The sequence below is a fragment of the Aureivirga sp. CE67 genome, from assembly GCF_015767245.1.
GTDB lineage: Bacteria > Bacteroidota > Bacteroidia > Flavobacteriales > Flavobacteriaceae > Aureivirga.
On sequence record NZ_JADOTV010000019.1, the window covers coordinates 63,712 to 86,649 of the forward strand.

At 27.4% G+C, this 22,938-nt stretch carries 21 protein-coding genes; 7 read left to right on the plus strand and 14 right to left on the minus strand.

Features of this window, described 5'->3' with window-relative positions:
* Position 1: 1 nt before the first annotated feature.
* The gene (locus I0K12_RS17590; RefSeq protein ID WP_196889450.1) at positions 2-532 is read right to left on the minus strand and encodes a nuclear transport factor 2 family protein; all 531 of its coding nucleotides are present in this window, start codon (positions 530-532) and stop codon (positions 2-4) included.
* A gap of 494 nt (positions 533-1,026) precedes the next feature.
* Between I0K12_RS17590 and I0K12_RS17595 the strand changes: the two genes are divergently transcribed.
* The 3 genes from I0K12_RS17595 to I0K12_RS17605 all read left to right on the plus strand — a co-directional run bounded on the left by I0K12_RS17595 (position 1,027) and on the right by I0K12_RS17605 (position 6,693).
* Entirely contained in the window at positions 1,027-3,180 is a 2,154-nt protein-coding gene (locus I0K12_RS17595) for a TonB-dependent receptor (protein WP_196889451.1), read from the plus strand.
* 289 nt (positions 3,181-3,469) lie between these two features.
* Positions 3,470-5,377 (plus strand): LTA synthase family protein, encoded by a 1,908-nt coding sequence (locus I0K12_RS17600; protein ID WP_231372796.1) that lies wholly within the window; start codon positions 3,470-3,472, stop codon positions 5,375-5,377.
* Between the two features lie 209 nt (positions 5,378-5,586).
* Positions 5,587-6,693 (plus strand): hypothetical protein, encoded by a 1,107-nt coding sequence (locus I0K12_RS17605; protein WP_196889453.1) that lies wholly within the window; start codon positions 5,587-5,589, stop codon positions 6,691-6,693.
* 40 nt (positions 6,694-6,733) lie between these two features.
* Here I0K12_RS17605 and I0K12_RS17610 read toward each other — a convergent pair whose 3' ends face one another.
* The 5 genes from I0K12_RS17610 to I0K12_RS17630 form a co-directional block, all read right to left on the minus strand.
* Positions 6,734-7,750 (minus strand): DUF4421 family protein, encoded by a 1,017-nt coding sequence (locus tag I0K12_RS17610; protein ID WP_196889454.1) that lies wholly within the window; start codon positions 7,748-7,750, stop codon positions 6,734-6,736.
* A 46-nt stretch (positions 7,751-7,796) separates the two neighbouring features.
* On the minus strand, positions 7,797-8,396 hold the full coding sequence (locus I0K12_RS17615; RefSeq protein ID WP_196889455.1) for a hypothetical protein: 600 nt from the start codon (positions 8,394-8,396) through the stop codon (positions 7,797-7,799).
* 61 nt (positions 8,397-8,457) lie between these two features.
* The gene (locus I0K12_RS17620) at positions 8,458-9,519 is read right to left on the minus strand and encodes a glycosyltransferase (protein ID WP_196889456.1); all 1,062 of its coding nucleotides are present in this window, start codon (positions 9,517-9,519) and stop codon (positions 8,458-8,460) included.
* Between the two features lie 638 nt (positions 9,520-10,157).
* The gene (locus I0K12_RS17625; RefSeq protein ID WP_196889457.1) at positions 10,158-10,475 is read right to left on the minus strand and encodes a hypothetical protein; all 318 of its coding nucleotides are present in this window, start codon (positions 10,473-10,475) and stop codon (positions 10,158-10,160) included.
* A gap of 123 nt (positions 10,476-10,598) precedes the next feature.
* On the minus strand, positions 10,599-11,324 hold the full coding sequence (locus I0K12_RS17630; RefSeq protein WP_196889458.1) for a hypothetical protein: 726 nt from the start codon (positions 11,322-11,324) through the stop codon (positions 10,599-10,601).
* 600 nt (positions 11,325-11,924) lie between these two features.
* Here I0K12_RS17630 and rpsU point away from each other — a divergent pair.
* On the plus strand, positions 11,925-12,119 hold the full coding sequence (rpsU, locus tag I0K12_RS17635) for a 30S ribosomal protein S21 (protein ID WP_196889459.1): 195 nt from the start codon (positions 11,925-11,927) through the stop codon (positions 12,117-12,119).
* Positions 12,120-12,178: 59 nt separating this feature from the next.
* On the opposite strand, the gene I0K12_RS17640 is transcribed toward rpsU, so the two are convergent.
* From I0K12_RS17640 to I0K12_RS17670, 8 genes are all read right to left on the minus strand, one after another.
* Entirely contained in the window at positions 12,179-13,456 is a 1,278-nt protein-coding gene (locus tag I0K12_RS17640) for a hypothetical protein (RefSeq protein WP_196889460.1), read from the minus strand.
* A 15-nt stretch (positions 13,457-13,471) separates the two neighbouring features.
* Positions 13,472-13,606: a hypothetical protein gene (locus I0K12_RS22140; protein WP_255552915.1), complete on the minus strand. Its 135-nt coding sequence runs from the start codon at positions 13,604-13,606 to the stop codon at positions 13,472-13,474.
* Positions 13,607-13,695: 89 nt separating this feature from the next.
* On the minus strand, positions 13,696-15,594 hold the full coding sequence (locus I0K12_RS17645) for a hypothetical protein (RefSeq protein ID WP_196889461.1): 1,899 nt from the start codon (positions 15,592-15,594) through the stop codon (positions 13,696-13,698).
* A 348-nt stretch (positions 15,595-15,942) separates the two neighbouring features.
* Entirely contained in the window at positions 15,943-16,464 is a 522-nt protein-coding gene (locus tag I0K12_RS17650) for a hypothetical protein (protein WP_196889462.1), read from the minus strand.
* Positions 16,465-16,572: 108 nt separating this feature from the next.
* Complete coding sequence (locus I0K12_RS17655) at positions 16,573-18,681, minus strand: prolyl oligopeptidase family serine peptidase (protein ID WP_196889463.1); 2,109 nt, start codon at positions 18,679-18,681, stop codon at positions 16,573-16,575.
* A gap of 288 nt (positions 18,682-18,969) precedes the next feature.
* Positions 18,970-19,398, minus strand: a complete 429-nt coding sequence (locus I0K12_RS17660) for a hypothetical protein (RefSeq protein ID WP_196889464.1) — start codon at positions 19,396-19,398, stop codon at positions 18,970-18,972.
* Between the two features lie 98 nt (positions 19,399-19,496).
* Positions 19,497-20,105 carry a short chain dehydrogenase gene (locus tag I0K12_RS17665; RefSeq protein WP_196889465.1) on the minus strand — a complete coding sequence of 203 codons (609 nt, stop codon included), beginning with the start codon at positions 20,103-20,105 and terminating at the stop codon, positions 19,497-19,499.
* A 29-nt stretch (positions 20,106-20,134) separates the two neighbouring features.
* Entirely contained in the window at positions 20,135-21,100 is a 966-nt protein-coding gene (locus tag I0K12_RS17670; RefSeq protein ID WP_196889466.1) for a haloalkane dehalogenase, read from the minus strand.
* Positions 21,101-21,216: 116 nt separating this feature from the next.
* On the opposite strand from I0K12_RS17670, the gene I0K12_RS17675 reads away from it, so the two are divergent.
* The 3 genes from I0K12_RS17675 to I0K12_RS17685 are packed head-to-tail and all read left to right on the plus strand — an operon-like array spanning position 21,217 to position 22,754.
* Complete coding sequence (locus I0K12_RS17675; protein WP_196889467.1) at positions 21,217-21,582, plus strand: winged helix-turn-helix transcriptional regulator; 366 nt, start codon at positions 21,217-21,219, stop codon at positions 21,580-21,582.
* Between the two features lie 3 nt (positions 21,583-21,585).
* The gene (locus tag I0K12_RS17680) at positions 21,586-22,059 is read left to right on the plus strand and encodes a hypothetical protein (RefSeq protein ID WP_196889468.1); all 474 of its coding nucleotides are present in this window, start codon (positions 21,586-21,588) and stop codon (positions 22,057-22,059) included.
* Positions 22,056-22,754, plus strand: coding sequence for a hypothetical protein (locus tag I0K12_RS17685; RefSeq protein ID WP_196889469.1), 699 nt, complete (start codon positions 22,056-22,058; stop codon positions 22,752-22,754). Before I0K12_RS17680 ends, I0K12_RS17685 begins: the two co-directional genes overlap by 4 nt.
* Positions 22,755-22,938: the final 184 nt, after the last annotated feature.

Consider the following 22,938-nt stretch of genomic DNA (forward strand, 5'->3'; position numbering starts at 1 on the left):
TTTATTCATTTCTATATTGTTGAATAATCAACGAATCTTTTCCTTTATTGATTGGGATAATTTTATCTAAATTTTCATTTGGAACTGCAATTGATAAAACATAATGTTTGATTTCCCATTTTCCATTTTCATCATAAACAACTCCTGAACCACGACAAACTCCAAGTTTTGTATCTAAAAGCTCATCAAACCAAGCATATTTTCCGTCATCACCAACATAAATATTTCTGGTCAATGTTTTAAAATCCCAAGTTTTGTTTTTATCGAAATATGGTTTACTAAATACTTCAAACTCATCACGAGTCCAGTTTTCACTAGCATCTGTTCCGATATAAACTCCATCTTTTGACATTGCTTGGATATAATCTTGATGTAAAGCATCTGCTGCCGAACGATGCCATTGATTTAAAAGTGTATCGATTTTTGTGATTATTTCAGCTTTTTGAGCTTTCGTATATTTTTTGGTTGCAGGTTCTGTACAAGCTGTAAGAGCTACAAATGAAATAACTAAAACGTAAATTATTTTTTTCATAATAAATGGAATATTTTATTTTTCCTTTAACTTCTGCAAAATAAAGAGTTTTATTCTTATGAATTACATTTTTATTTTACAATATTATAATTAAACTTATTTAAAAAAAGATCTGAATTTAACTTTCAAACATTTGCTTTATTCATTTTTTTCTTGATAAAAAAACGAACCAAAAAAATCAAGACTTTATTTTTAAAATCAAAAATCTACAAAATTTGAAAAAGACGAAAAAACTCGCTATCACTCAAACAACTTTTCGTCTATCTTTTTTCAAAATTCTTGATTTTTACAATTTTAAAAATAGGTCGATTAAATTTCAGAAAACATTTTAAACAACTTCATTACTAAAATACTGATTTTTTCATTTCATTTCTCATTTCTACTAAAATTTAAAGTGATTTTGCAATTCGGTATTGATTTTCTACAGTTCGGTAGAAATAATTCTAAAATCATGACAAGTCACCTCATCTTTGTATCAAACAAAACAATAAACGATGAGAACAAAACTATTTTTTATTTTAATTTTATTTACGCAATTTATCTTTTCTCAGAACACAATTTCAGGAAAAGTAATCGATGAAAAGAGACAACCGATTTTTGGAGTAAACGTCTACATTCAAGGAACTTTTGATGGTGCAACTACAGACGAAAATGGAAATTTTTCTTTTGAAACAGAAATCACTGGAGAACAAACTATAATTGCTTCTTTTGTTTCTTATGATACTTATGAAAAAAGTGCTGAAATTTCTTCTTTAAAAAATATTACAATTCAACTAACTCCTGCTTTAAACACTTTGGATGTGGTAGAATTAGATGCAGGAAAATTAAAATCTGGAGTTGCTGAAAATGCAGTTATGAGTCCAATTGATGTAGTAACAACAGCAGGTTCTGCAGGAGATTTTGTTGCAGCATTACAAACACTTCCTGGAACACAAACAAACGGAGAAGATGGAAGATTGTTTATTCGAGGTGGAGATGCTGGAGAAACGCAGATTTTTATCGATGGACTTCGAGTATTTCAACCTTACATTGCTTCTGCAAATAATGTCCCTACTCGCTCTCGCTACTCTCCTTTTCTTTTTCAAGGAATTTCGCTAAGCACAGGAGGATTTGATGTGGAGTTTGGAGATGCACTTTCTGCAATTTTAGATTTGGAAACCATTGATGAACCAAGACAAAATGAAACAAACATTTCTATCATGAGCCTTGGGGGTGGAATTGGAAAAGTAAAAAAATGGGATAAAAGTTCTCTTACAATAAATGCGAGTTATATCAATCTTGGTCCATATGTACAATTAATCAATGATCGTTTTGATTGGAAAAAGCCTTATGAAACTTTAGGTGGAGAAGCGGTTTATCGTCAGAAAGTTGGTGATGGTTTATGGAAAGTTTATGGTGCTTTCAGCATGTCCGATTTTGATGTAATTCAACCTAGCATCAATCTTCCTGAAGGTTTTAGAACAGGATTAAAAGACAGAGATTATTACATGAATACTTCTTATAAAGGAATGATTACAAATTCTCTGAAACTTACTTCGGGTGTTAGTTTTTCTTATAACCATAAAAATATTCAGTTTGATGATACAAACTTAAAATTGGATAATATTGGTCTGCATGCAAAAGTAAAATTAAGACACAATGTTTCAAATATGTTGAAATTTCAATATGGAGCAGAAACTTTTTATACAAATTATGACGAACATGTTTTTCCAATAAATTCAAATGAAATAAAATCAAATGTAAAAGATAATTATAGCGCAGTTTTCACAGATGCTACCTTCTTTTTCTCTCAAAAATTAGCAACAAAAGTTGGAGTTCGTGGACAATATTCTGAAGTTTTAGATGCTTTTAGAGTTGCGCCAAGAGTTAATCTAGCTTATAAATGGTCTAAATATGCACAAGTCTCTGCAAGCTACGGATTGTTTTACCAAAAACCTGAAAATGATATTTTAAAATATACTACAGATTTAAAATTTAGAGAAGCAACACATTATACGGTAAATTTTGATTGGAGTAAAAACAATAGAATTTTCAGAGCAAATGCTTTCTACAAAACTTATGAAGATTTAATCAAATACGATAGAGAATTTAATGATTTTACTTTTGAAAACATCAATAACTCTGGAGATGGATATGTAAAAGGATTTGATTTTTTCTGGAAAGATTCAAAATCGATTAAAAATTTACAATATTGGGTTTCTTATACTTTTACGGATTCTCAGAGAGATTATAAGTTTTATCCAGAATTAGCACAACCAAGTTTTGTATCAAAACATAATTTCTCTTTCGTTTCAAAATATTGGATCGGGAAATTAAAATCGCAAGTAGGATTAACTTATTCTTTCGCTAGTGGAAGACCTTATACCAATCCGAATACTAATGAATTTTTAGGAGGAAGAACTAAAGCTTACAATAATATAAGCTTCAACTGGAGTTTCTTAATTTCGCAACAAAAGATTCTTTATTTCTCAGCTACCAATTTATTTGGATTCAAAAATGTATTTGGATACGAATATTCTGACAATCCAAATATAAATGGGCAATTTGATAGAATGGCAATAACTCCAAGTGCTGACAGAGGATTTTTTGTAGGATTTTTCTGGACAATTAGCGAAGATAAAAAATCAAATCAACTAGATAATTTATAATATACATTACGTTTTGTTTTCAAAAATCCACAACTACATTTTTTAGTTGTGGATTTTATATTATTGTGTACGACAACATTAATTTGATTCTTCTAACATTTAAGTATAATTATGTGTTCTTTGGCTACAAAAAGAAAAAATAAGAGTAAATTTGCACGAATTAAATTAATATTTGAAAATGTTTAGAAAAATGCCACCATATATAAAATATATTTTCAAGAATATATTTTACTTATTCTTTTTCTTTATTTTACTAAGAATCTTGTTTTTCACTCTTGCTTTTAAAGGGATGGATCAGTTAGGAAATCGTGAAGTTTTTAGAGCTTTAAAATACGGATTACGTTTCGATATCCGAACGACCTTTATCTTGCTTACACCTCTAAATCTTTGGGTTGTTTTAGCAAATAATCGTTTTTTCAGAAGTAAAGTTCATCGTTTATTTTCAAATATTTATTTAACCATTGTATATCTTGCTGCAACTCTTTTTGCTTTAACAGATATTGGATTTTACGATTATCTTGGAGAAAGATTAGATGCTACGGCACTTCGTTTTCTAGATAACTGGCAAATTTCCGCAAAAATGGTTTCTGAAACGTATCCTGTATTTTGGGCTGGTTTTGGTTTATTAATTTTTATTGTAATTCTTTATAAATTCTTCGATGGAAAATTTTCAAAATTCATCAAATCAGACAAAATCATAAAAGGAAAAAAGAAATTTGCATACTTTTTCTTGGTTTTATTTGTAACTGCTTTTGGAATTTACAATAGTTTTAGTTTTTACCCACTTCGTTGGAGTCAGGCTTTTTTCTCAAAAAACAAAACAATCAACCAACTTTCCCTAAATCCTGTACTATTTTTCTATGACAGTTATAAGTTTAGAAATGAAGGATTTGAAATTCAACCTGCAGAAGATTATTTCCCTGCAATGGCTAATTATTTAAATATCAAAAATAATCCAGAATTAGATTTTAAGAGAACAATTCCACAAAATGATACAATTCAGGCTAAAAAACCTAACGTTGTAGTTGTGATGCTGGAATCTTTAGGAGCAGTTCCGATGAGTCATTTTGGAAATCCAATGAAGGGAACTCCTAATCTAGATAGTTTATACCAAAATAGTATTAGTTTTAATAACTTTTTCGTACATCGAATAGGAACTGCGAGAAGTGTTTTTGCAAGTATCACAGGTTTACCAGATGTTGTTAATGCAAAAACAGCTTCAAGAAACCCAAACATTATCAATCAACGAATTATTTATGATCAATTTGATGGTTATGAAAAATTGTATTTCTTAGGAGGAAGTGCTAACTGGGCAAATATTCGTGCTGTTTTCCAATCGAATATTCGTGATTTAAAAATATTTGAAGAAGGTTCTTATGAAACCGAAAAACGTTCGGATGTTTGGGGAATTGATGATTATGAGCTTTTCAAAGAATCGGATAAAGAATTGAAAAAATTACACGATTCAAACAAACCATTTATTGCTTATATCCAAACTTCTTCAAATCACAGGCCTTTCACAGTTCCTGATGAGAGAGAATCTTATAAACCTCTTACTGAAAGCGAAGTAGATATGGTTCTTTTAGACAAAGCTGGTTTTAAAAATATCAAACAATATAATGCTTTACGTTATTTAGATTATAATGTGAAACGTTATATTGACAGAGCTAAAGAAGCAGGATATTTTGATAATACAATTTTCTTATTCTATGGAGATCATAATACTTCGATAAATCCTTATACACATATGGAAAGAAAAGAATACGAATTAGAAATTGGTCAATACCACGTTCCTTGTTTTATTCTTGCTCCTGACTATATGAATATTGAAAATAAAGAATATGATTTCCCTTCGAATTTAATTGATATTATGCCAACTTTAGCAAGTACGGCTGGGATTAAATACACAAATTATACGCTTGGGATTAATCTTTTAGACACTACAAGAACAAAGCACAATGCTTTTATCTATGATCAAATTCAAGGAGAGCCTGCTCTTGGAGTAATTGGTAAAGATTATTTTTATAAAACGAATATTTCAGGCTCAAAAAGTATTTTACAAAACCTAAACAATGGTTCTTTAGACGATGTGAAAACTGAAAATCCGTTTGTTACAGAACATTTAGATAGCCTGGCTAAAGGTTTTTATTATGAAACAAAATACTTGTATTATAATAATAAAAAAGACGAAAAATAAATTTTTATATTTAATAATGTAAATAAAAATCCCATTTCAATTATGAAATGGGATTTTTATTTATCTAATTTTTATTTCAAACCTCGTTTAATTAAAATACTATTTTTTAATTATTTAACACTAAAAAGTTCTTCGTAAAATATAAATATTTTAATTTTTTAACATTTATTTTTAATTAAATTTAAACCTATAATCTAAAAATATTACTCATGAAAAAAATTACTTATTTATTACTCTTTTTCCTAATTATTGCTTGTAATAACGATGATGATTTTACAGAAACAAATAATCAAAATCAAGAAGAGCAACAGCAAGAAGAACAAAACAATGAAGAAGAGAATAACGAAGAAGAAAACAATGAAGAAAATCAGAATGCTTTTTACGAAAATATTTTTTCAGTAATTGAAAATGATGACTTATTAGTTCGTGTGGAAAGCTGGGAAAAAACAAATGAAACATTTTACATTGTTAACTACTTACCTGACTATAATGAACTTTTTATAGTTTTAATTTTTAATGAAAATGGAGAACTAGTTATTTCTTTTGATAATTCAGAATATTATCATGAATACATTAGTAATTATTATGGACATTTAGAAGAAATCTATTATAACAACACAATGAATTCAGATTGTAACTCTGATAATCCATTAGAAGATTATTTATGGCTAAAAACTTTTAAACATATTTTAGATAATAATGATAAAAATTCATTTATTAAAAAATTTATAAGAACTAAAGGAGGAATAAGTGAAACAACTTTCTTGGTTAATATTTGTAATAGTTGTACACCTAGCTCTGATTTTGGTGCAGTTTACGAATTAAACTGTTTAGGAGAAATTATTGGAGGACACCCAACAAAATTTCAAGATAATAATTGGTTTGATTTCTCATATGATTATGTAGAATCTAGTATTATTTTTGAAAAAAATGTAGATACTCCAGAGCATGATTGTTCAGAAGGAACTCAAAACCCAGAAGATTATCAATGGGTAATTGATTTAGGTAGAGTTAAAGTTTCAGAAAACGAGTATATAGACATCCCTGAAGATCATCCTACAATCAGAAGAGTTTTATACGAATATGAATATAAAGGTGAAAAAATTTATTATTTAATAGCTAGAACTGAATCAGAGGTTGATTCAACGTATTCAAAAATTATAATTAATTGTAAAGGAGAATATTTAGTTTCCATGAGCCAAGATACTTCAAGTTGCTGGGGAACAACATATCACGATAATTTATCATTAATTTTTGACATTGAAAATATGACACCTTCAAGTACAGTTCTTGATATTGGAGGCCTAGCTCTATAAAATATAACCAAAAAAGACTTCTAGAAATAGAAGTCTTTTTTTATATCTGTGATTTTACCCAATCTAAGGATTTTCTTAATAATTTAAATTCTTTAAAACGATAACCAACATATACCTGAGCATACCCTCTATTATTTGTAATATTCGAAAGTCCTCCGTCTTCTGAGTAGGTTAAACTATCTAAAGTTGCACTACATCCAAAAAATAAATTCTCTGCATTATAACCTAATTGAATTCCAAGATCTGCTCCTGCTAAAATATAATCATTATAGTATTTTTTGTTTTCTGAAACATCTTCTTCAAAATTTAAAAAACGATAGCCAACCAAAGGAGAAATATAGGAAGATAAAAACCAATGCTTTCTGATTACCCAAGTATAATAATATCCTCCTTGTAATTTCACATCAAAAGCATTTTCTACTGATTTTATATTCTCTACTCTATTTGAAAATCTTTGATACTGATAATCTAAAGAAACAATAAAACTACCTGCACTTTTTCTTTGTAATCTAGTCTGATCACTTAAATTTCTCAAAGAAAAGTTTTGGTTGAATATATAAGAAGTTTCACCTCCCCATTGTATAATTTTAAGATTTGGAAATTGGATATATGGATCTCTATCTTTTTGCCAGTTCGGAATAAAGTCTCCAGAATTTACGACATAAAATCCTCGAATATTATGATATCTAACTTGCTGTAACCATTTTTTAAAAAAGAATCGAAATTGGTAATTTCGGTAGGAAGAATCTCCTTTGAGATGCTCATCTCTGTTGGAAGCAAAATTGGGTGCAAAACCAAATGTAAAACCTATAAAATCATAATTCAATGAAAAATTAAGTTTTACATTTGTGTTTTCTGCAATTTCTAGAATTGTATTATCAGATTCATCATTGATATAAAAAATATCATCTCTAGTATCAAGATTCAATTTAATAATTATCTTATTTGGAAACGTAGAAATATATGTAGTATCTACTTCATTTTTATTTTGCGAAAAGGTTTTTAAACTTAAAAAAAGAATAAAAAAAAGGTTACAAATTTTCCTATAAGAATTCATCTGAATTTGATTAAATTACCAGCTGACAAATCTATGTTTTTTTATATTATCCTCTTCTTCTTTCTAATAGAATCATCATCATTAAACTTAAAATGATTTTTTCACTGTCTTCATTCATATCTTTTACTTTCTCGATTTCAAATTTTCTACCAAAGAAAGAAGGTTCTTTTTTAAGTCTTACTACTGTTTCTCCTCCTTTATCCATCACTTTATAAGTTGGGTTAAAAAGATATCCTGTAAAAAAGCTTAAAACTGGAATCTCACCTAATAAAGAATCAAAAACCTTAACCCATGCATTTTCTTCACGAATCATAAATTTTTGCTCTCTGTTCTCATCGATAATTTCATATTTAGCATTCCAGATAGATGCCCATCCTTTTCTTGCTACTTTTCCAAGTTCTTGACCTTGATCGTCTGTAAAACTATAGGCTGCCGAAAAATCAATCCATTTATCTGCTTTGATATTATAATTTACTTTCTCTTTGCTTTCATTATTGTAAATTAAAATATCTTCTTTCATCTTGAACATCTTTTGCCTTACATAAGCAATTGTTTGGTCATTAGCATCTTTGGCAGTAAAATCATTTGCCATAGTAGCAACATTGAATTTAAATTTAATCGGAAATTGTAATTGATTTTCTTTCATTGTTTTTTTATTTGATTGAAGCCCTAATTTATAAAATGTTTTTAAACAATTAAGATTAAATCTAATTATTATTCATAATCTTTAAAAAAGCATCACAATATTTTTTCATTGAAAAATCAGATTTCCTATCAATTGCTGTATCAACCATTTGTGTGTATTTTTCATCATTCATTTTTTGAATTTTATAAATATATTTCAAAAAATCATCACTATTTTCACACAAAAATCCATTTTCATTATCTGTAATAAAATCTTCATTATCTCCTTCATTACTTGCCAAAGTAGGCACACCAACAGACAGATATTGCTTTGCCTTAAAAACTGATTTAGAAATACTAAAAACATGATTATTCAGTGGATATACACCAACATCAAAAGTTTTTATTTCCTCATAAACCCATATATCTTCTTTCCATTTTAAATTTTCAGGAATTTGAAGTTCAATATTTGGATTCTCTTTAAAATACTCTCTTATTTCATTTATATCTGAAGTAACTTTTACTCCTACAATTTTTAAAATAATTGGAATTTCAATTTTTCTTATTCCTTCAAAAAATAAATCATACATATTTTTTTTATGTGAAAAATCTACTGATGTATTATTTCCATTCCCAAAATCACCTAGCCATCCTACTGTTAATTTCTCATTTCTTTTTTCTTTTAAAACCTTATGTTCAACAACTGGTGTAGTTATAAAATGTACATTTTCATTAAACTGTTTATGGAACTTCAAGAGCTCTTTACTTCCAACTGTAATTGCTTTTGATTTTTCTAGAAAATATCTATAATCTTCCAAATTAAATCTAACTTGTTCTGCATCATCAATATCAAAAATCACTTTTTCATGTTTAAAAAAAGTAAGAAGTTTTAAAAGTTTTGCGTAAAAAGAGTTAGAACACGTTTTTTGAATAATGATAAACGAATTTTTCTTTTGAAAAAATAAAGCTTCTAGATATGTTTTTAAAAATTTCCTTTTTCCTCGAAAGCTTCTGTCAGGATAAATAAAATCATAACTTATTCCATAATTTTCTAAAAAATATTGCAAAGGATAATTTGCTCTATATCTCGTACTAGCACTTTCTAAATCAAAATAAGAGAACAAATAAATGTGTTCCGTATTCATAGTCGTTTTTTATTATTTCTTATAAGAAATACAATATTACAAATAATTCTAAATGCAGAATTAATATAATGCTATAAAAACAAAATCATTCGTGCTATTTTCACATAACACGAATGATTTCTTAAAAGTAAGTTTTGTTTCATAACTCTAAACTTACTACTAATATAGAACTTAATGTGGTGACACTATTGCAAGAAAACTAAATAAACTGCGAAGGCAACAAACAAAATACTAACAATAGATAGAAAAACAGTGTTTACTCTTTTCCTTTTACATACTTTTCTAATTCTATTCTTGTATGCGTGTATACATTCATTATCACGTTGTTCTACATTATATTTATCTAATAAATTTCTGTACCTAGAAAACCTTTTAGATTTAATTTTTTCACGTACGGACAGTTTTATTAAACTACGTTGTCGCATTCGATCAAAAATGCTATTAACCGAGATTCCTCCTACTGCCATAACTTTAAGATTAGTTGATTTTTATAACATAAAATTACAAAAAACAACTGGAAAAACCTTAATTTTTAACCTTTTACAACTTCGTTTAAATGATTCTCTATGCAACTAAAATCAACTATTATTTTATCTAAAATTTTAGTTATTTTTTTGAAAAATTTAAAATATGAGAATCTAATCTAACTCTTGTAAACATTTCGTAAAATTGAATAATCCAACTTCAGTAAGTTCTTGATCGTTTTCATCTTTTTTATTCTCCAAAATATTCTGAAAAGCAAGAATCATTAAATCCATTTCTTGATTCCAGATTTTATTCATTTTTTGAATTTCTTCTTTGCTTAAATCTGCTTTTGTAGTTTTTTTATCCAAAACCCAATCTGGGATAAAATCTCCTTTTTCATTTTTTTCTTCCTGATAATCAGATAATTTTTGAATCAAAAATGTTGCAATTTCTTTTTTGATACTCTGTTCCTCTTCTTTCTTATTTTTCATTTTTTAGTAAAATGTTGTTCAAATATTTTATTTAATTAAATCTAGTTCCTTTTTTCGAAATCGAATTTACAAATATTCACTTCTTTTTGTATTATTTTACTATTATTAAAAAATATTTTTCGCTTACTCTACCATTACTTTCTTTTCACACTCCATAATAAAAAGTAAATCTGAAATATCATTGAGCAATTCTGATTCTATCTCCATATTTTCTAAATAATAAGCTTCTAAAAATTGTTCTTGTGCTTCCATCCAACTACATATTTCTTTTGCATCTTTTGAAATTATTTTAAATATAGAATTATTATGCCTTAATGAAACATAATTAATCATGATAAAATCAACCAAACACTGAATCGAATAAAGGTTTTCTTTGTAAAACCAATTATCCAATAATATCTTATAATCTCCTAAAAACTCTCCTAATTCAAAAAACAAACTATCTGGAGAAATCAATTTATATGCGTCATTTTGCGTCATTTCTTTCCACCATTGAAGTAAAACTTCAAAAATTATTTTTTGTTCAGAATCTTGCCAACTTCTCCATTCTAGATAATTCAATTTACTAAAAACAATATATTCATCAATTTCATTTTTTGGTGAAATCATTAACTCCAAAATTCTTGGAAAAAAATGTTTATAATCCGAAATGTTCCCCCAAGTAGTAACTGCCTTAAAAGCAAATCTGGATAAATTTTCTTCCTCCAAATTTCTTAAAGGTTTTTCCATTAAATTTTTCTTATGCTCATCCGAAACACAACATGGGCAAGACTCTATTGAGTTTGATAAATTATAAACAGAAAAAACCTGATATATTTCTTCTATCATTTTCTGTAAATTATCTGTCATTTTTTTTTTAGAACGAAAATACATGATTTATTTTATAGTTTATTAAAATACTATCTTGAAACAATTTTTAGAATGCACAGCATCGTTATGGGTGAGAAAAAATACAAAAAAGAGCTTTTAAGAAGCATCTATATTGTTTTGATATAAGTTTAAACAGGCTCAGAAACTATAATTCACATTCTATAGATATTTTTTTTCTTTATTCATCATGACAAAAAAAACTTTAAACAAAAAAAATAAGCAACACAACAATTTGAAAAACAACAACCTAAAACCTAATAAAGCTAGGTCAAAATTACAATAATCAACATTTAAAAAATATTTTTCATTTTTTTAACTTAAAAAACAAAAATATTTTCAAATAAATATTTAAAAACAGTTAAATATTTTGCTCAAAGACTGAATAAGTTTAACTTTGCCCCTCGTCTTAAAGAACAAGAGAGTTTTTAGTTTTAGTTTCAATTATAATATTAGATCTTTCCTAAATTAAAATTCCAAACTACATCTATTTTGTTTTAAAGAATCAAAACTTCTTTAATTTAGGCTAAACCCTATACTAAAGAATAATTAAAATCGAATAATAATCATAAATAATAAACTATGTTAATTATACCTGTAAAAGAAGGAGAAAACATCGATAGAGCTTTAAAAAGATATAAGAGAAAATATCGTAACACTAAAGTTCTTCAAGAATTAAGAGCTAACAAACAGTACACTAAGAAATCTATCGCAAAAAGAGAACAACTTATCAAAGCGAAGTACAAAGAAGTTTTAGCTTCAAGAGAAAATATTTAATTGAATTATTTTCATTTAAAAAAACCATTGTTTTATTCGAATCAATGGTTTTTTTGTTTTTATAAGTTAATTTTTATAGATTTTCTCTTTCTTTTCTCCCAAAAACACCTCTGTTTTTCATTCATTACTACATAATAACTTTCACTCGTCAACAAATCAGACTTAACCAATCTAACATCGAAATTTTGCGCTTCTAATACTTTATTTACCAATTCATAAAAACCATATTCAAAACTAAATCTAAAAAACTTACTATTTGATGTCAAAACTTCTTGTTTAGTTTCTATTTCATACTTCTCTCCTTTTGATGTCAAACTTATTTTTGCAATAATAAATTCAAAATCTTTGTAATTCGGATTTGGCTTTTTTTCTAATGCAATTTGTAAATCTTCATATTCTAATTCTGGAATCAGTTCTTTAAACTCCGCTAAAACTACTGGAAAAGCTTCCTCTACTTTTTTTGGCAATTTATGCTTTCTCAAAAACTTTTTTGGCTTCAAGATTTTATATTCGTCGAAAACACTAAGTTCTTGATAAGTTTTCATTGCTTGTAAAGAATCTAAAGTCTTTTTCTCAATCAGATCTAATTTATACAAATCATGAAGGAAAATATTCTGTTCTTTTTGCTTTAAATCTACTTTGGAATAATAGTCATCTGCCAATAAAGTCAATACGATCAAACCTAATTCTATTCGCTCCTCAATCATATACATTTTAGATTTTACTAGCTGAAATTCTCTTTCATCAATTAATTCTAATTCCAGCAAATCTTCTAAAGTTTTGGTATAATGCTTCCCTAGAACACTTCTTTTTTTATGAATCGACTTTGGAGAAATCAATTGCATTTTATAGTCCTTAAAAAGCTTACTTTCTTCCACATCGACAAAAGCTGTTTGGCGATTTTCTTCAAGGTTTTCAATTGCATTTTCAATCTTTGCAATTTTAGCTTTTTCTAAATATTCATTTCTTTTTTCAATAAACAATTCTGTGAATAACTCATATTTTTCTATTCCACTTTCAATGTTCAATTTATGTATTTCTTCACGGACTTCTTCTCGTATTTTTTCAAACTCTGAAACACCATTTCTATAAGAATAATCTGTGTAAAATGCATCTAATAAAAAAAGTAACACATCTCGTTTTTCCAAACAACCAGCAGTTTTACAATTCTTATTTTGACTTTTTATTTTTGAAATCAATTCCTTTTTTCCTTTTCTAGATAGAACTTCTTTTTTATACAATTGTTTTGCAAATGAAATACCTTCTTTCTTTGAAATACTTTGAGAAAAAGTAATTGAAGAAATCAGAAAAAATAGGAAAAAGATTTTTTTATTCATGTTGATAGCGGTTTTTTACCAATTTTCATAAAACTCGTCATAATCTGGTTCTTTTGAAGTATCATAACCAAATTTTTTCAGTTCTTCTAAGGTAAACTTTTTTTGCAAATCAATTGAAAAGTTTTCTTTTAAGATTATTTTGAAAATCATACTTTTAATCAAATCATATTGTAAACTATATACATCTATAGTATTTAAGATTATCAGGATTTAAAATTCTTTTTTTCATAATTAAATTATCATTTAAACTCCTTCAAGTACAATTCAGGAAAGCTTTCTTTTAAAAATTCATATTGTTTTTCGTTCAGAAATATAAAATTTTGATATTGATCTGGCTCTCCAATTGTATAAATTTTACCATCATGACCATTTTCCGAAATTGCTTTTATAATCAAATACAGAAAATCTCTATGCAACCAATCACCTTGCATTACTAAGTTCTCCAGATAAACTTTATCTTCAAACTCAAAACTGAAAAGTGTTTTTTCTTTTTTAAATAAAGTTTCTTCAAATGTATCTTTTATATTTTTTGGTTTAAAAACACCTCTCGAGGCTTCACCAAAATCCAATGCTAATTCTTCATAAGGATTTTCAAGATTTTCGGATTCCCAATCAAAACCAACAATAGTTTTTGGAAATTTAAGAAGTAATTCTTCGATGGAATTTATAAATGAATAATCTATATTTTTCAGTCCTTCCTGATATTCTTCCTTTGTTAAATGTTTGAAGAACTTTTTCTTTTTAAGTTTCTTAATTATTTTTTCTATTTCCGCTGTCGAAAACTGATTATCAAAAGTAAAATTCATTTTAAAAAAACCTGAATATTCTCCTTCTTTTTCCCAAATGGTTCTTTGTTTTTTGTTTAAATAAAGAAATGTATGTTTTGAATATTTATAACCACTCATCTGATGTAATCTTTTAGTAGAATTTACATCTCTCAGATATTTATTAATCACACTATTTAATTCTGAAGAAATTTTAAACTCTAATTTTTCTCCTTCTTTTAAATAATCGTAAAAATCCTGTAATTTATAAGTTGTATTATTACTTTTAAATTCAATTTGAATTTCAACTCTCTTAACTTTTACATCCTTTTCTTTTTCAAAGCTTATTTTTAAATCAGAAAAATCAAAACCTGGAATAATTTGTTTTAATTCTTCAAATATTTGCTGATATCCTTCTTGAATATTGTCCGCAGAGAAATCATTTTCATCAAAAATCTTTACTTGTTTTGAATGAGATAGAATTTCTTCATCAGATTTCAACTTCTTTTCTTTATAAATACTCAATTTCTCCATTGAAGATTTTTCCAATAACCTTGCTTCGTACAATTCTTTTATAAACTTAATTTGCTCTTTATTTTCATCATCAAAACCCTCTATATCTTCGATGATTTTCTTTACATAAAGCAAACTCATTCTTTCAGTTCTTTCTTTTATTTTAGGTTTTACTTCTAAAAATTTATTATAAACTTCTTCAGTTATCAAACCTATCTGAAATAAATCTTCCATAGTTTTAGAAAATGTTTTTCCAAAAGCACTTCTATTTTTATGAATTAAATCTTTAGTCAGTTTTTGTAAAGTTTCTTCTCCTAATTTTCTATCAAAAAAATCAATATCTACCTTATATCTTTTTCCAACAACTAAACTTTCTATCATATTTTCATCATCATAATCACCTACAGAACCTGTAAACGAAATTTTTCCCTCATAAGATTCATCCGAAACAATTGCTTCTTCAATTTTTAAACCTTCCCAATTCTTATAAAAGTCTTCTTTAATTTTCTCAAATTCCTCTCTTAGTTTTTTATAATTCTCTTGATTTACATTTTCACCTAAATATTTTTTAGACAACTCATCTTGCACCTTCATCATTTCAAATGTTCCAGTTCTATATAAAAAAGTCTTCTCAAAACATTCTTCAAGATATTTGTACAACAATTGTTTTTCTATTTCAAAATCTGGATGTGTTACTAAATGATTATTTAAAGTATTTACAAAATGGTTTTTTCCATTTTCAGATAAAATCTCAACTTCATGAAGTTTTTCAGCATAATTGATTGCTTCTTCTTTTGTAATTTTTTGAGCAAATGTATTGGTAAGCATGAATATGGTAATAAATAGTAGTAATCGTTGCATTTTTATTTTTTTGGCAAATGTAATAGTTTTCAAAGATTAAACATTGTCACGTTTGAAATCTTATGAAAAAGTTTTATTTAATTTAAAACACACCCCTAGCCCCTCTCAAGAGCAGGGCTGTCAAGTTCTAGTTTGATTTATCGATTTTTGATGATCGCTGGCGCGAGTTTGTAACTCGTGACCACACAAATGCTAGAAACAATGGGCACACTTTACAAAAGTGCGCCAGGTTCTAATTAAAAAATTAGGAGAACCTGACAGCCCTGCCTCTCAAGAGGGGAACTTGACAATCTATTTATTTTATACAAAACCAAATGTGATAATATCTATTAAAAAACAAAACATCTTCTATTTCAAACAAAAATTATAAATTATTCTGGCCTTAGAACGATTAAAATCCCAGGAATCAATAGCAAAAGTTAGTGTAGAAAATTTGGAAAATATTTCTTTTAATTTTTTGTATTCTTTTGGATCCACAATTACGATAGCTCCATAATCCTCTATTTTACATTCAATATTTTCTTTTTCATTATTTGGCAACTTGATCTGCAAAACTTTTCGTAGCGTGAAATTATCATTTTGATTAAATAAATTTACCAATTTATAACCATGTTCAAATAAATTGATTGCATAAAAATCTTTATAATCTGAAACTCTTACCAAAAGTGAATCTATTTGATTGGTATAAGTAAAATATTCACCATCTAGATATAAATCATACCTTTTTACCGAATCAATTTCTCGAAAAGCATCTAATTCATAATAAACTTTCCATTTATTAAATTCAATCTGCTCCGAATTTTCCTGTGCTAAAATCAAATCAGACCAAAATAACAAAACGAAAAAGCAGCAAAACTTATAAAACCTCATCTGTAAAACCTTAATTACTAAGCTCTAATTTAAAATATTTTCTTCAACAAAAAAGGTGTGACATTTAAAATATCACACCTCTTTCTATTTCTTATTTGTCAAAATAAATTATTTCTCAATCATTCCTAGTTCAGACATTATAAAACTAAAATGTTCAGCTCTTTCCTTTTCAGCAGCTTTATAACTAGTTGCTCCATGATGTCCTGCTTTTTTTGCAACTTTCAATAAAATAGGATTTGTTTGCTTTTCATTACGCAATAATTTTGCTACAAATTTATACGAATGAAATGGCGGCACACGATCATCATTATCTGAAGTAATCAAAAGCATCGTAGGATAATTCACACCTTCTTTTATATTATGATATGGAGATATTTTATACATATTCTCAAATTCATCTCTTTTAGTCACAGTTCCATATTCATCCAAATGAAAACTTCCTACACTAAATTTCTCTTTTCGTAAAATATCTAATGGAGCATTCATAGGAACTACAACTTTAAACAAATCTGGTCTTTGAATTCCGGCAGCTGCAACAATAAATCCTCCATGAGAACCTCCTTTAATCGCCAATTTATCTGGAGAAGTATGATTTTCTTTAATTAAATATTCTGAAACATCAATCAGATCATTAATCGCATTTTGTTTTTTAAGATTTTTCCCATCATTCTTCCACGATTCACCAAAACCTCCTGAACCACGAATGTGTGCAAAAACATAGATTCCTCCACTTTTTATAAAATGCACAACTTTAGGGTCAAATTTTGCATCTACAACCAATCCAAAACCACCATAAGTATCAATTAACAAAGGATTTGGCTTATCTTTTGAAATAAATTCTTCATCATAAACCATAATTGCAGGAATTTCTTTTCCATCTCTTGAAGGTACATAAACCTCCTTATATTTGATATTTTTACTATCAAAAGCAATATGTGTTTTCTGGTTTAATTTCTTTTCAAATGTTTTAATATTTAATTCAAAAAAAACTGATGGCACCGTATACGACTGAATAGTATAATAATACTTTCCATCTTCTTCAGATTTCACAAATTTCGACAAATTAGAAGCAATTGGTAAGACATCTGTATAAAGTAATTCTCCATCATAATTATAAAAAGTAACAACCGATTTTAATTTCTCTTTAAACACAACAAAAATTCCATCGTCTACAATATTTACATCTGTCATATTACTATTATCATAAGCTGGAACAATTTCTCGCCAAGTTTTTGTGTTTTTCGGATCAATTTCTACAAGAATACTTTTCGAATCTTTATTTTTTACACTAGCAATCCACTTTTTATTATTTGGATTTTCTCCTACAATTTTTATTGTCGACTTCGTATTTCTTACCAGAGGTCTAATTCTTGGTTTAGTTTCATTAAAATCATAGAAATAATAACTTTTCATATCCAATTTTTCATCAAACTCACTTATAATTAAATATCTTTCATCATCTGTCACCTGAAAATCCAATTGAATCGAAGGATTGTTTTTTCTTTCAAACATCAAGATATCTTCCTCTTGACTTGTTCCTATTCTGTGGTAATATATTTTTGGTGAAGATGCTTTATCAAATTTCTCTGCTCTGTCGAATTTCTTATAATAAAATCCATTTCCTCGCCAAAGAATAGAAGAATAACGAACATCTTTTATTTTATCCTGAAGTCTTCTTTCTTTCTCAAAATCAAAAACTCTTACTTCTCTCCAATCTGTTCCATTTCTAGAAATGGTGTAAGCCAATTTTGATCTGTCTTTATTAAAATAATAAGAAACTATTCTTTTTTTCCCTCTTCCTCCTATGTTTAAAGGATTTACTAATAATCTATAGTCTTGTCCTTTTTTTAGTGCATAATACAACGATCCTTCAGAAGTAGAACTATGTGCAAATTTTCTAATTTTAGGATAAACATCTTTTACCGAAAGATCCTCTTTATAACCATAGCTTTGGTAGAAGTCTAATTTTGTAACTAAATCTGCTTTTCTTTTACATGCATTCAAATATTTTTGAGAAACTCGGTTTTGCTTTCTTACCCAAGCTTGCACATCTTTATCTTCTACATTTTCCAAAAAACGATAAGGATCTTCTACTTTAATAGTATCAAAATAAACCTCTTCATTCGCTTTTTCTGCAATTATTTTTTTTTCAAATTTTTGAGCGAAAATCAAATTTGTAAAAACTAGTAACAAACCAGTAATTATAATCTTTTTCATGTTCTTTAACTTTTCAATATTTTTGCAAAAATACTTAAAGTTTTCTCATAAACAACTTTAGAAATCTTATTAAAAAGTTATTTCATAATATAAATCTTAAATAATTTAAAATAGCAACTAATACTATTTAGAGCTATAAAATTTCATCCTTAGATGAGAAGGTGATAATTTAATAAACTTCATAAAAAAAGCACGGTTAAAAAACCATGCTTCATATAAAATTATTGAACTCGTTTAAACTTTTTTGCTAAAACAAGGAGTTTCATCTGATGTTCTTTGTAGTAATTCTTAGTTTAATTTTGTCATTCCGTTTTGATCAATAATTTTTTTCTCATTATCCAAAATAGAAAAACTTAACTCTTTCCAAGCTGTTCCTTCTAATCCTTTTAGAGTTACACCTTCATCTGTTTTTGAAATTGTAAACTTAAAGTTTGCCAAATCTTGACTTTCTTTTGGTTTTGTATCTTTTAATGAAGTCATTCCAAATTCATCTATAGCTTGTGGTTTATCATTTTTAAGAGAAAAAGATAAATCAATCCAAGCTGTTCCTTCTAAACTTTTCATTTTTAAACCATTTTCCGTTTTTTCAATACTTATTTTAAATTTTTTATAACTCGGAATCTCCACAGTTTTCTGGGCGTTTAACTTTACACCTATCATGAAAAGTAAAAATAAAACAAGGGCAAATACTTTTTTAAAACTAGATTTAGATTTCATACTCGATACTTTAATTTGGTTAAATTCAATGTCTTGCAAATATACAAAAAACATCCTAAATTAAATTTAAACACCTGCAAAACAACTAGTTACATAACTTAAACCATTTTCAAAAAAGAAACAACATCTACAATTTCACCATGCATTTCATTTTCGATAATATATTCATAAACTTTTGCTGTGTCATGTGCAGAAATTCCATTAAAACTATCTAATCCGAACAACTCCATTGTTTCTTTTACATAAGCTGGACTCACAGCATTAATACGTAAATCAGATTCTTCCAAAGCCAACGTTCTGACCAAAGCATCTACGGAACTACAAGCCACTGCTAAAGTTGCAGTATTTGGCATTCCAACAGAACGTACAATTCCTGAGGTAAAAATGATAAACGAATTTTCTTTTAAATACTTTTTTGCGGCTTTATAAATATTCACATTTCCATAAAGTTTTGTTTCCAAAGCAAATTGAAAATCTTTTTGTTTTAACTCTAAAACTGGAGCCATTTCCCCATCTCCTACTGTAGAAATAATCCCGTCTATTTCTCCAACTTTTTCAAATAATTCTTTGATCGATTCTTCATCTTTCACATCTACTTGAAAATCTCCTCGTGTATGACCAACTGAAATTACTTCGTGTTTTTCTTTTAATAAATTCACAATTCCTGTTCCTACAATTCCTGTTCCTCCTATTACTAATATTCTCATGATTTCTATTTTTATTTAATTTATTTCTTCTATTTCGATAACCATTTCACCACGAAATCTACAAGCATCTCTGGTTGATCTTCTTGTAAAAAGTGTGATGCATTTGTAATGATATCATGTGGTTGATTTTTGGCTCCTTTAAAATTCTTTTGAAACTTTTTATCATAACCTGCTTTTGCCAAAAAAGGATCTTTATCGCTAAAAAGTGTCAATACTGGTTTTTTCCATTCTTTTAGTTTTCTCCAAGCTTCATTAACTTCATTCAAATCTGTTGCAATAATTCGAGGCATCGTTCTTGGTCCTGCTTCATATTTTTTATTTAAAAAAGGAGCATCATAAGCCAATTTTTCTTCTTCAGAAAGATTGTAGGTTGTCAGAATTTGTACAATTTCTCCAATCTCTAAATGTTTTGGATTTGAAAAATATCCTGCCCAATATTTAAAATTCTGATTCTCTTTAAAATCAGAAACAGTTACATTCTTTTTCGAATTTGCCATCCAGTGCATCACTTTTGGGAAAATCCATTTTCCAATTCCTTTTACCTCAGCCAAAGCTGTATTGGAAACAATCAGATGATCCAGCCAATTCGGATTTTCAGCCAAAACTCGCAGACCTATCATTCCACCCCAATCTTGCATAAAAGCAATCGCATTTTGAATTCCCATTTTTCGAACAAACAATTGCATCCACTCCACATGATTAGAATACGTGTGCATTTCTGTATTTTCAGGTTTATCTGATTTTCCAAAACCTATCAAATCTGGAGCAATTACATGAAAACCGGCTTCTACCAATAAAGGAATCATCTTTCGATATAAATAACTCCAAGTTGGCTGTCCATGAAAAAGAAAAATAGTTCTCAGATTTCCTTTTCCCTCTTCCAAATAATGCATTTTCACACCATTTAGATCCATATAATTGGATGCAAAAGGATAATCTTTTAAGTCTTCAAATCTATCTTCTGGTGTTTGTAAAATATTTCCTGTAATTTTCATTTCTATTCATTTTCGGTTGTAAATTCTTTGTAAAATTAGAATGAAAAGTATATTTTAGCAACTAAGTATACAAAATATACTAGTATCCTCAAGTATACTATTAACAAAAACAAGGCATGATAGAAAACAAGACGCCAAAGGAATGTTTGGAAAAACTACTACCCGTACGAGATGCATTGGATGTATTCCAAGGAAAATGGAAAATTCAGATTATAAGTGTGCTGATTTATTACGAAAATTGTAGTTTCAAACAATTAAAAGAAGCTGTGAAAGGTATTACACCAAAAATGCTTTCTAAAGAATTGAAGGATTTGGAAGTAAATCTTTTGGTAGATAGAATTGTAGAAAATACAAGGCCTGTAAGTATTAGTTATGAAATAACCGAATATGGAAAATCTTGTACTCCCGTGATTAAAGCTTTATACAATTGGGGAGATACACATCGAAAAACGATTATTGAGGAAATTGAAAAGAAAAAATAAATTATGAATAAAGAAAAAGTACAATTCCATCTAAAAAAGAATCATCCAGATTTAAAAGAAATTGAATTTTACCTTGGAGAAAAATTAATTTCAAATAAACCTGTTTATGTTCCAGCTTACATTTCAACTTTAGATAAGTTTTTAAAATCATTAAATTCAAAAAATTATTCAAACAGCGAGTTTAAAAATCTAACTTATCAAGAGAAATATTTAAAATTAATTAAGGAAATCAACAAAAACCAAAAACAATATTTTAAGCATCTTTTTCAACTAGATGAAACTATTGATCCATATTTTATTTTTGTTTTTCAAAATGAGAATGTAACTGAGTTTATTTGGTCTTGTTGGGATGAAAATAATTGTAATCAGCATCATAAAATTGATGAAATTTATTCTTGTGAAATTCCAACAAAAAAATTGACTTGTATAATTGAAAATTTCCTCAGAAGTTTGGAAGAAATAAATTATAAACTATGAAAAAATTCTTTTTGCCTTTATCATTACTTTTCTTAATCTCATGTAATGAAAAGCCAACTACTACAAAAGTTAAGAAAAATACATTTCCAATCGTCCTTGATACTTTTCAAACAGGTAAAGAAACTCTTACTAATTTAAAAGAAACAGTTTATGATAATTATAAAGTTCGATATGTAGGAAAAATTAAAGACACTATTTATGTAGATGAAATTGTAAAATCTATATTTACTCCTCCTCCGCCACCTACATCTCGTACAAATAAGTCAGAAATGGAGATAAAAAATTATCTAGACAATTATAAAACTAAATATTATGATTACTTTATTGATAGTAAGAAAAGTGAGCATTATAAATGGTACAGAGATTCTAAATTGTCTATTCAAATTGACACAACGCAAACTATTGGAAGTACTGGTAAGATAGCTTATCCGGTAATTATTCAAAACACCACAAAGGACTCTATAGCATTTTTTCCATATTTTGTTCCATTAATACTTGAAGCAAAAAGCAAAAGTGGAGATTGGAAACCAATTGAAATAACAGAAAAATATAAATACTCTCTTGCCAATGAAACTATAATTATTCCACCAAATGAAATTGTTTTGATTTCCTCTTTTAAATATTCTGGAGATTTTAAAACTAGACTTAGATTGAAGCTTGGGGAGAATTATTCTGGGGAGTTAATAACACATTAGATTTTAGAAAATTATAAAAATATTTTTTTTTATTTAAATAAAATATCTATTTAATTTTTACATTAAACATTATCACGATTAAAATTGTATAAGATAAAAAAAGACTTCAAAAGGTTATAGTTTTGTTTCTACCAAAAAATAATCCTAAACCTCCGAAGTCTTGAGCAAATTTAATTCATTATTA

Excerpts from the sequence above, each read along its gene's own strand:
- I0K12_RS17590 (WP_196889450.1), bottom strand. The coding sequence starts at position 532 with ATGAAAAAAATAATTTACGTTTTAGTTATTTCATTTGTAGCTCTTACA.
- I0K12_RS17595 (WP_196889451.1), top strand. The coding sequence starts at position 1,027 with ATGAGAACAAAACTATTTTTTATTTTAATTTTATTTACGCAATTTATC.
- I0K12_RS17600 (WP_231372796.1), top strand. The coding sequence starts at position 3,470 with ATGGATCAGTTAGGAAATCGTGAAGTTTTTAGAGCTTTAAAATACGGA.
- I0K12_RS17605 (WP_196889453.1), top strand. The coding sequence starts at position 5,587 with ATGAAAAAAATTACTTATTTATTACTCTTTTTCCTAATTATTGCTTGT.
- I0K12_RS17610 (WP_196889454.1), bottom strand. The coding sequence starts at position 7,750 with ATGAATTCTTATAGGAAAATTTGTAACCTTTTTTTTATTCTTTTTTTA.
- I0K12_RS17615 (WP_196889455.1), bottom strand. The coding sequence starts at position 8,396 with ATGAAAGAAAATCAATTACAATTTCCGATTAAATTTAAATTCAATGTT.
- I0K12_RS17620 (WP_196889456.1), bottom strand. The coding sequence starts at position 9,519 with ATGAATACGGAACACATTTATTTGTTCTCTTATTTTGATTTAGAAAGT.
- I0K12_RS17625 (WP_196889457.1), bottom strand. The coding sequence starts at position 10,475 with ATGAAAAATAAGAAAGAAGAGGAACAGAGTATCAAAAAAGAAATTGCA.
- I0K12_RS17630 (WP_196889458.1), bottom strand. The coding sequence starts at position 11,324 with ATGACAGATAATTTACAGAAAATGATAGAAGAAATATATCAGGTTTTT.
- rpsU (WP_196889459.1), top strand. The coding sequence starts at position 11,925 with ATGTTAATTATACCTGTAAAAGAAGGAGAAAACATCGATAGAGCTTTA.
- I0K12_RS17640 (WP_196889460.1), bottom strand. The coding sequence starts at position 13,456 with ATGAATAAAAAAATCTTTTTCCTATTTTTTCTGATTTCTTCAATTACT.
- I0K12_RS22140 (WP_255552915.1), bottom strand. The coding sequence starts at position 13,606 with ATGATTTTCAAAATAATCTTAAAAGAAAACTTTTCAATTGATTTGCAA.
- I0K12_RS17645 (WP_196889461.1), bottom strand. The coding sequence starts at position 15,594 with ATGCAACGATTACTACTATTTATTACCATATTCATGCTTACCAATACA.
- I0K12_RS17650 (WP_196889462.1), bottom strand. The coding sequence starts at position 16,464 with ATGAGGTTTTATAAGTTTTGCTGCTTTTTCGTTTTGTTATTTTGGTCT.
- I0K12_RS17655 (WP_196889463.1), bottom strand. The coding sequence starts at position 18,681 with ATGAAAAAGATTATAATTACTGGTTTGTTACTAGTTTTTACAAATTTG.
- I0K12_RS17660 (WP_196889464.1), bottom strand. The coding sequence starts at position 19,398 with ATGAAATCTAAATCTAGTTTTAAAAAAGTATTTGCCCTTGTTTTATTT.
- I0K12_RS17665 (WP_196889465.1), bottom strand. The coding sequence starts at position 20,105 with ATGAGAATATTAGTAATAGGAGGAACAGGAATTGTAGGAACAGGAATT.
- I0K12_RS17670 (WP_196889466.1), bottom strand. The coding sequence starts at position 21,100 with ATGAAAATTACAGGAAATATTTTACAAACACCAGAAGATAGATTTGAA.
- I0K12_RS17675 (WP_196889467.1), top strand. The coding sequence starts at position 21,217 with ATGATAGAAAACAAGACGCCAAAGGAATGTTTGGAAAAACTACTACCC.
- I0K12_RS17680 (WP_196889468.1), top strand. The coding sequence starts at position 21,586 with ATGAATAAAGAAAAAGTACAATTCCATCTAAAAAAGAATCATCCAGAT.
- I0K12_RS17685 (WP_196889469.1), top strand. The coding sequence starts at position 22,056 with ATGAAAAAATTCTTTTTGCCTTTATCATTACTTTTCTTAATCTCATGT.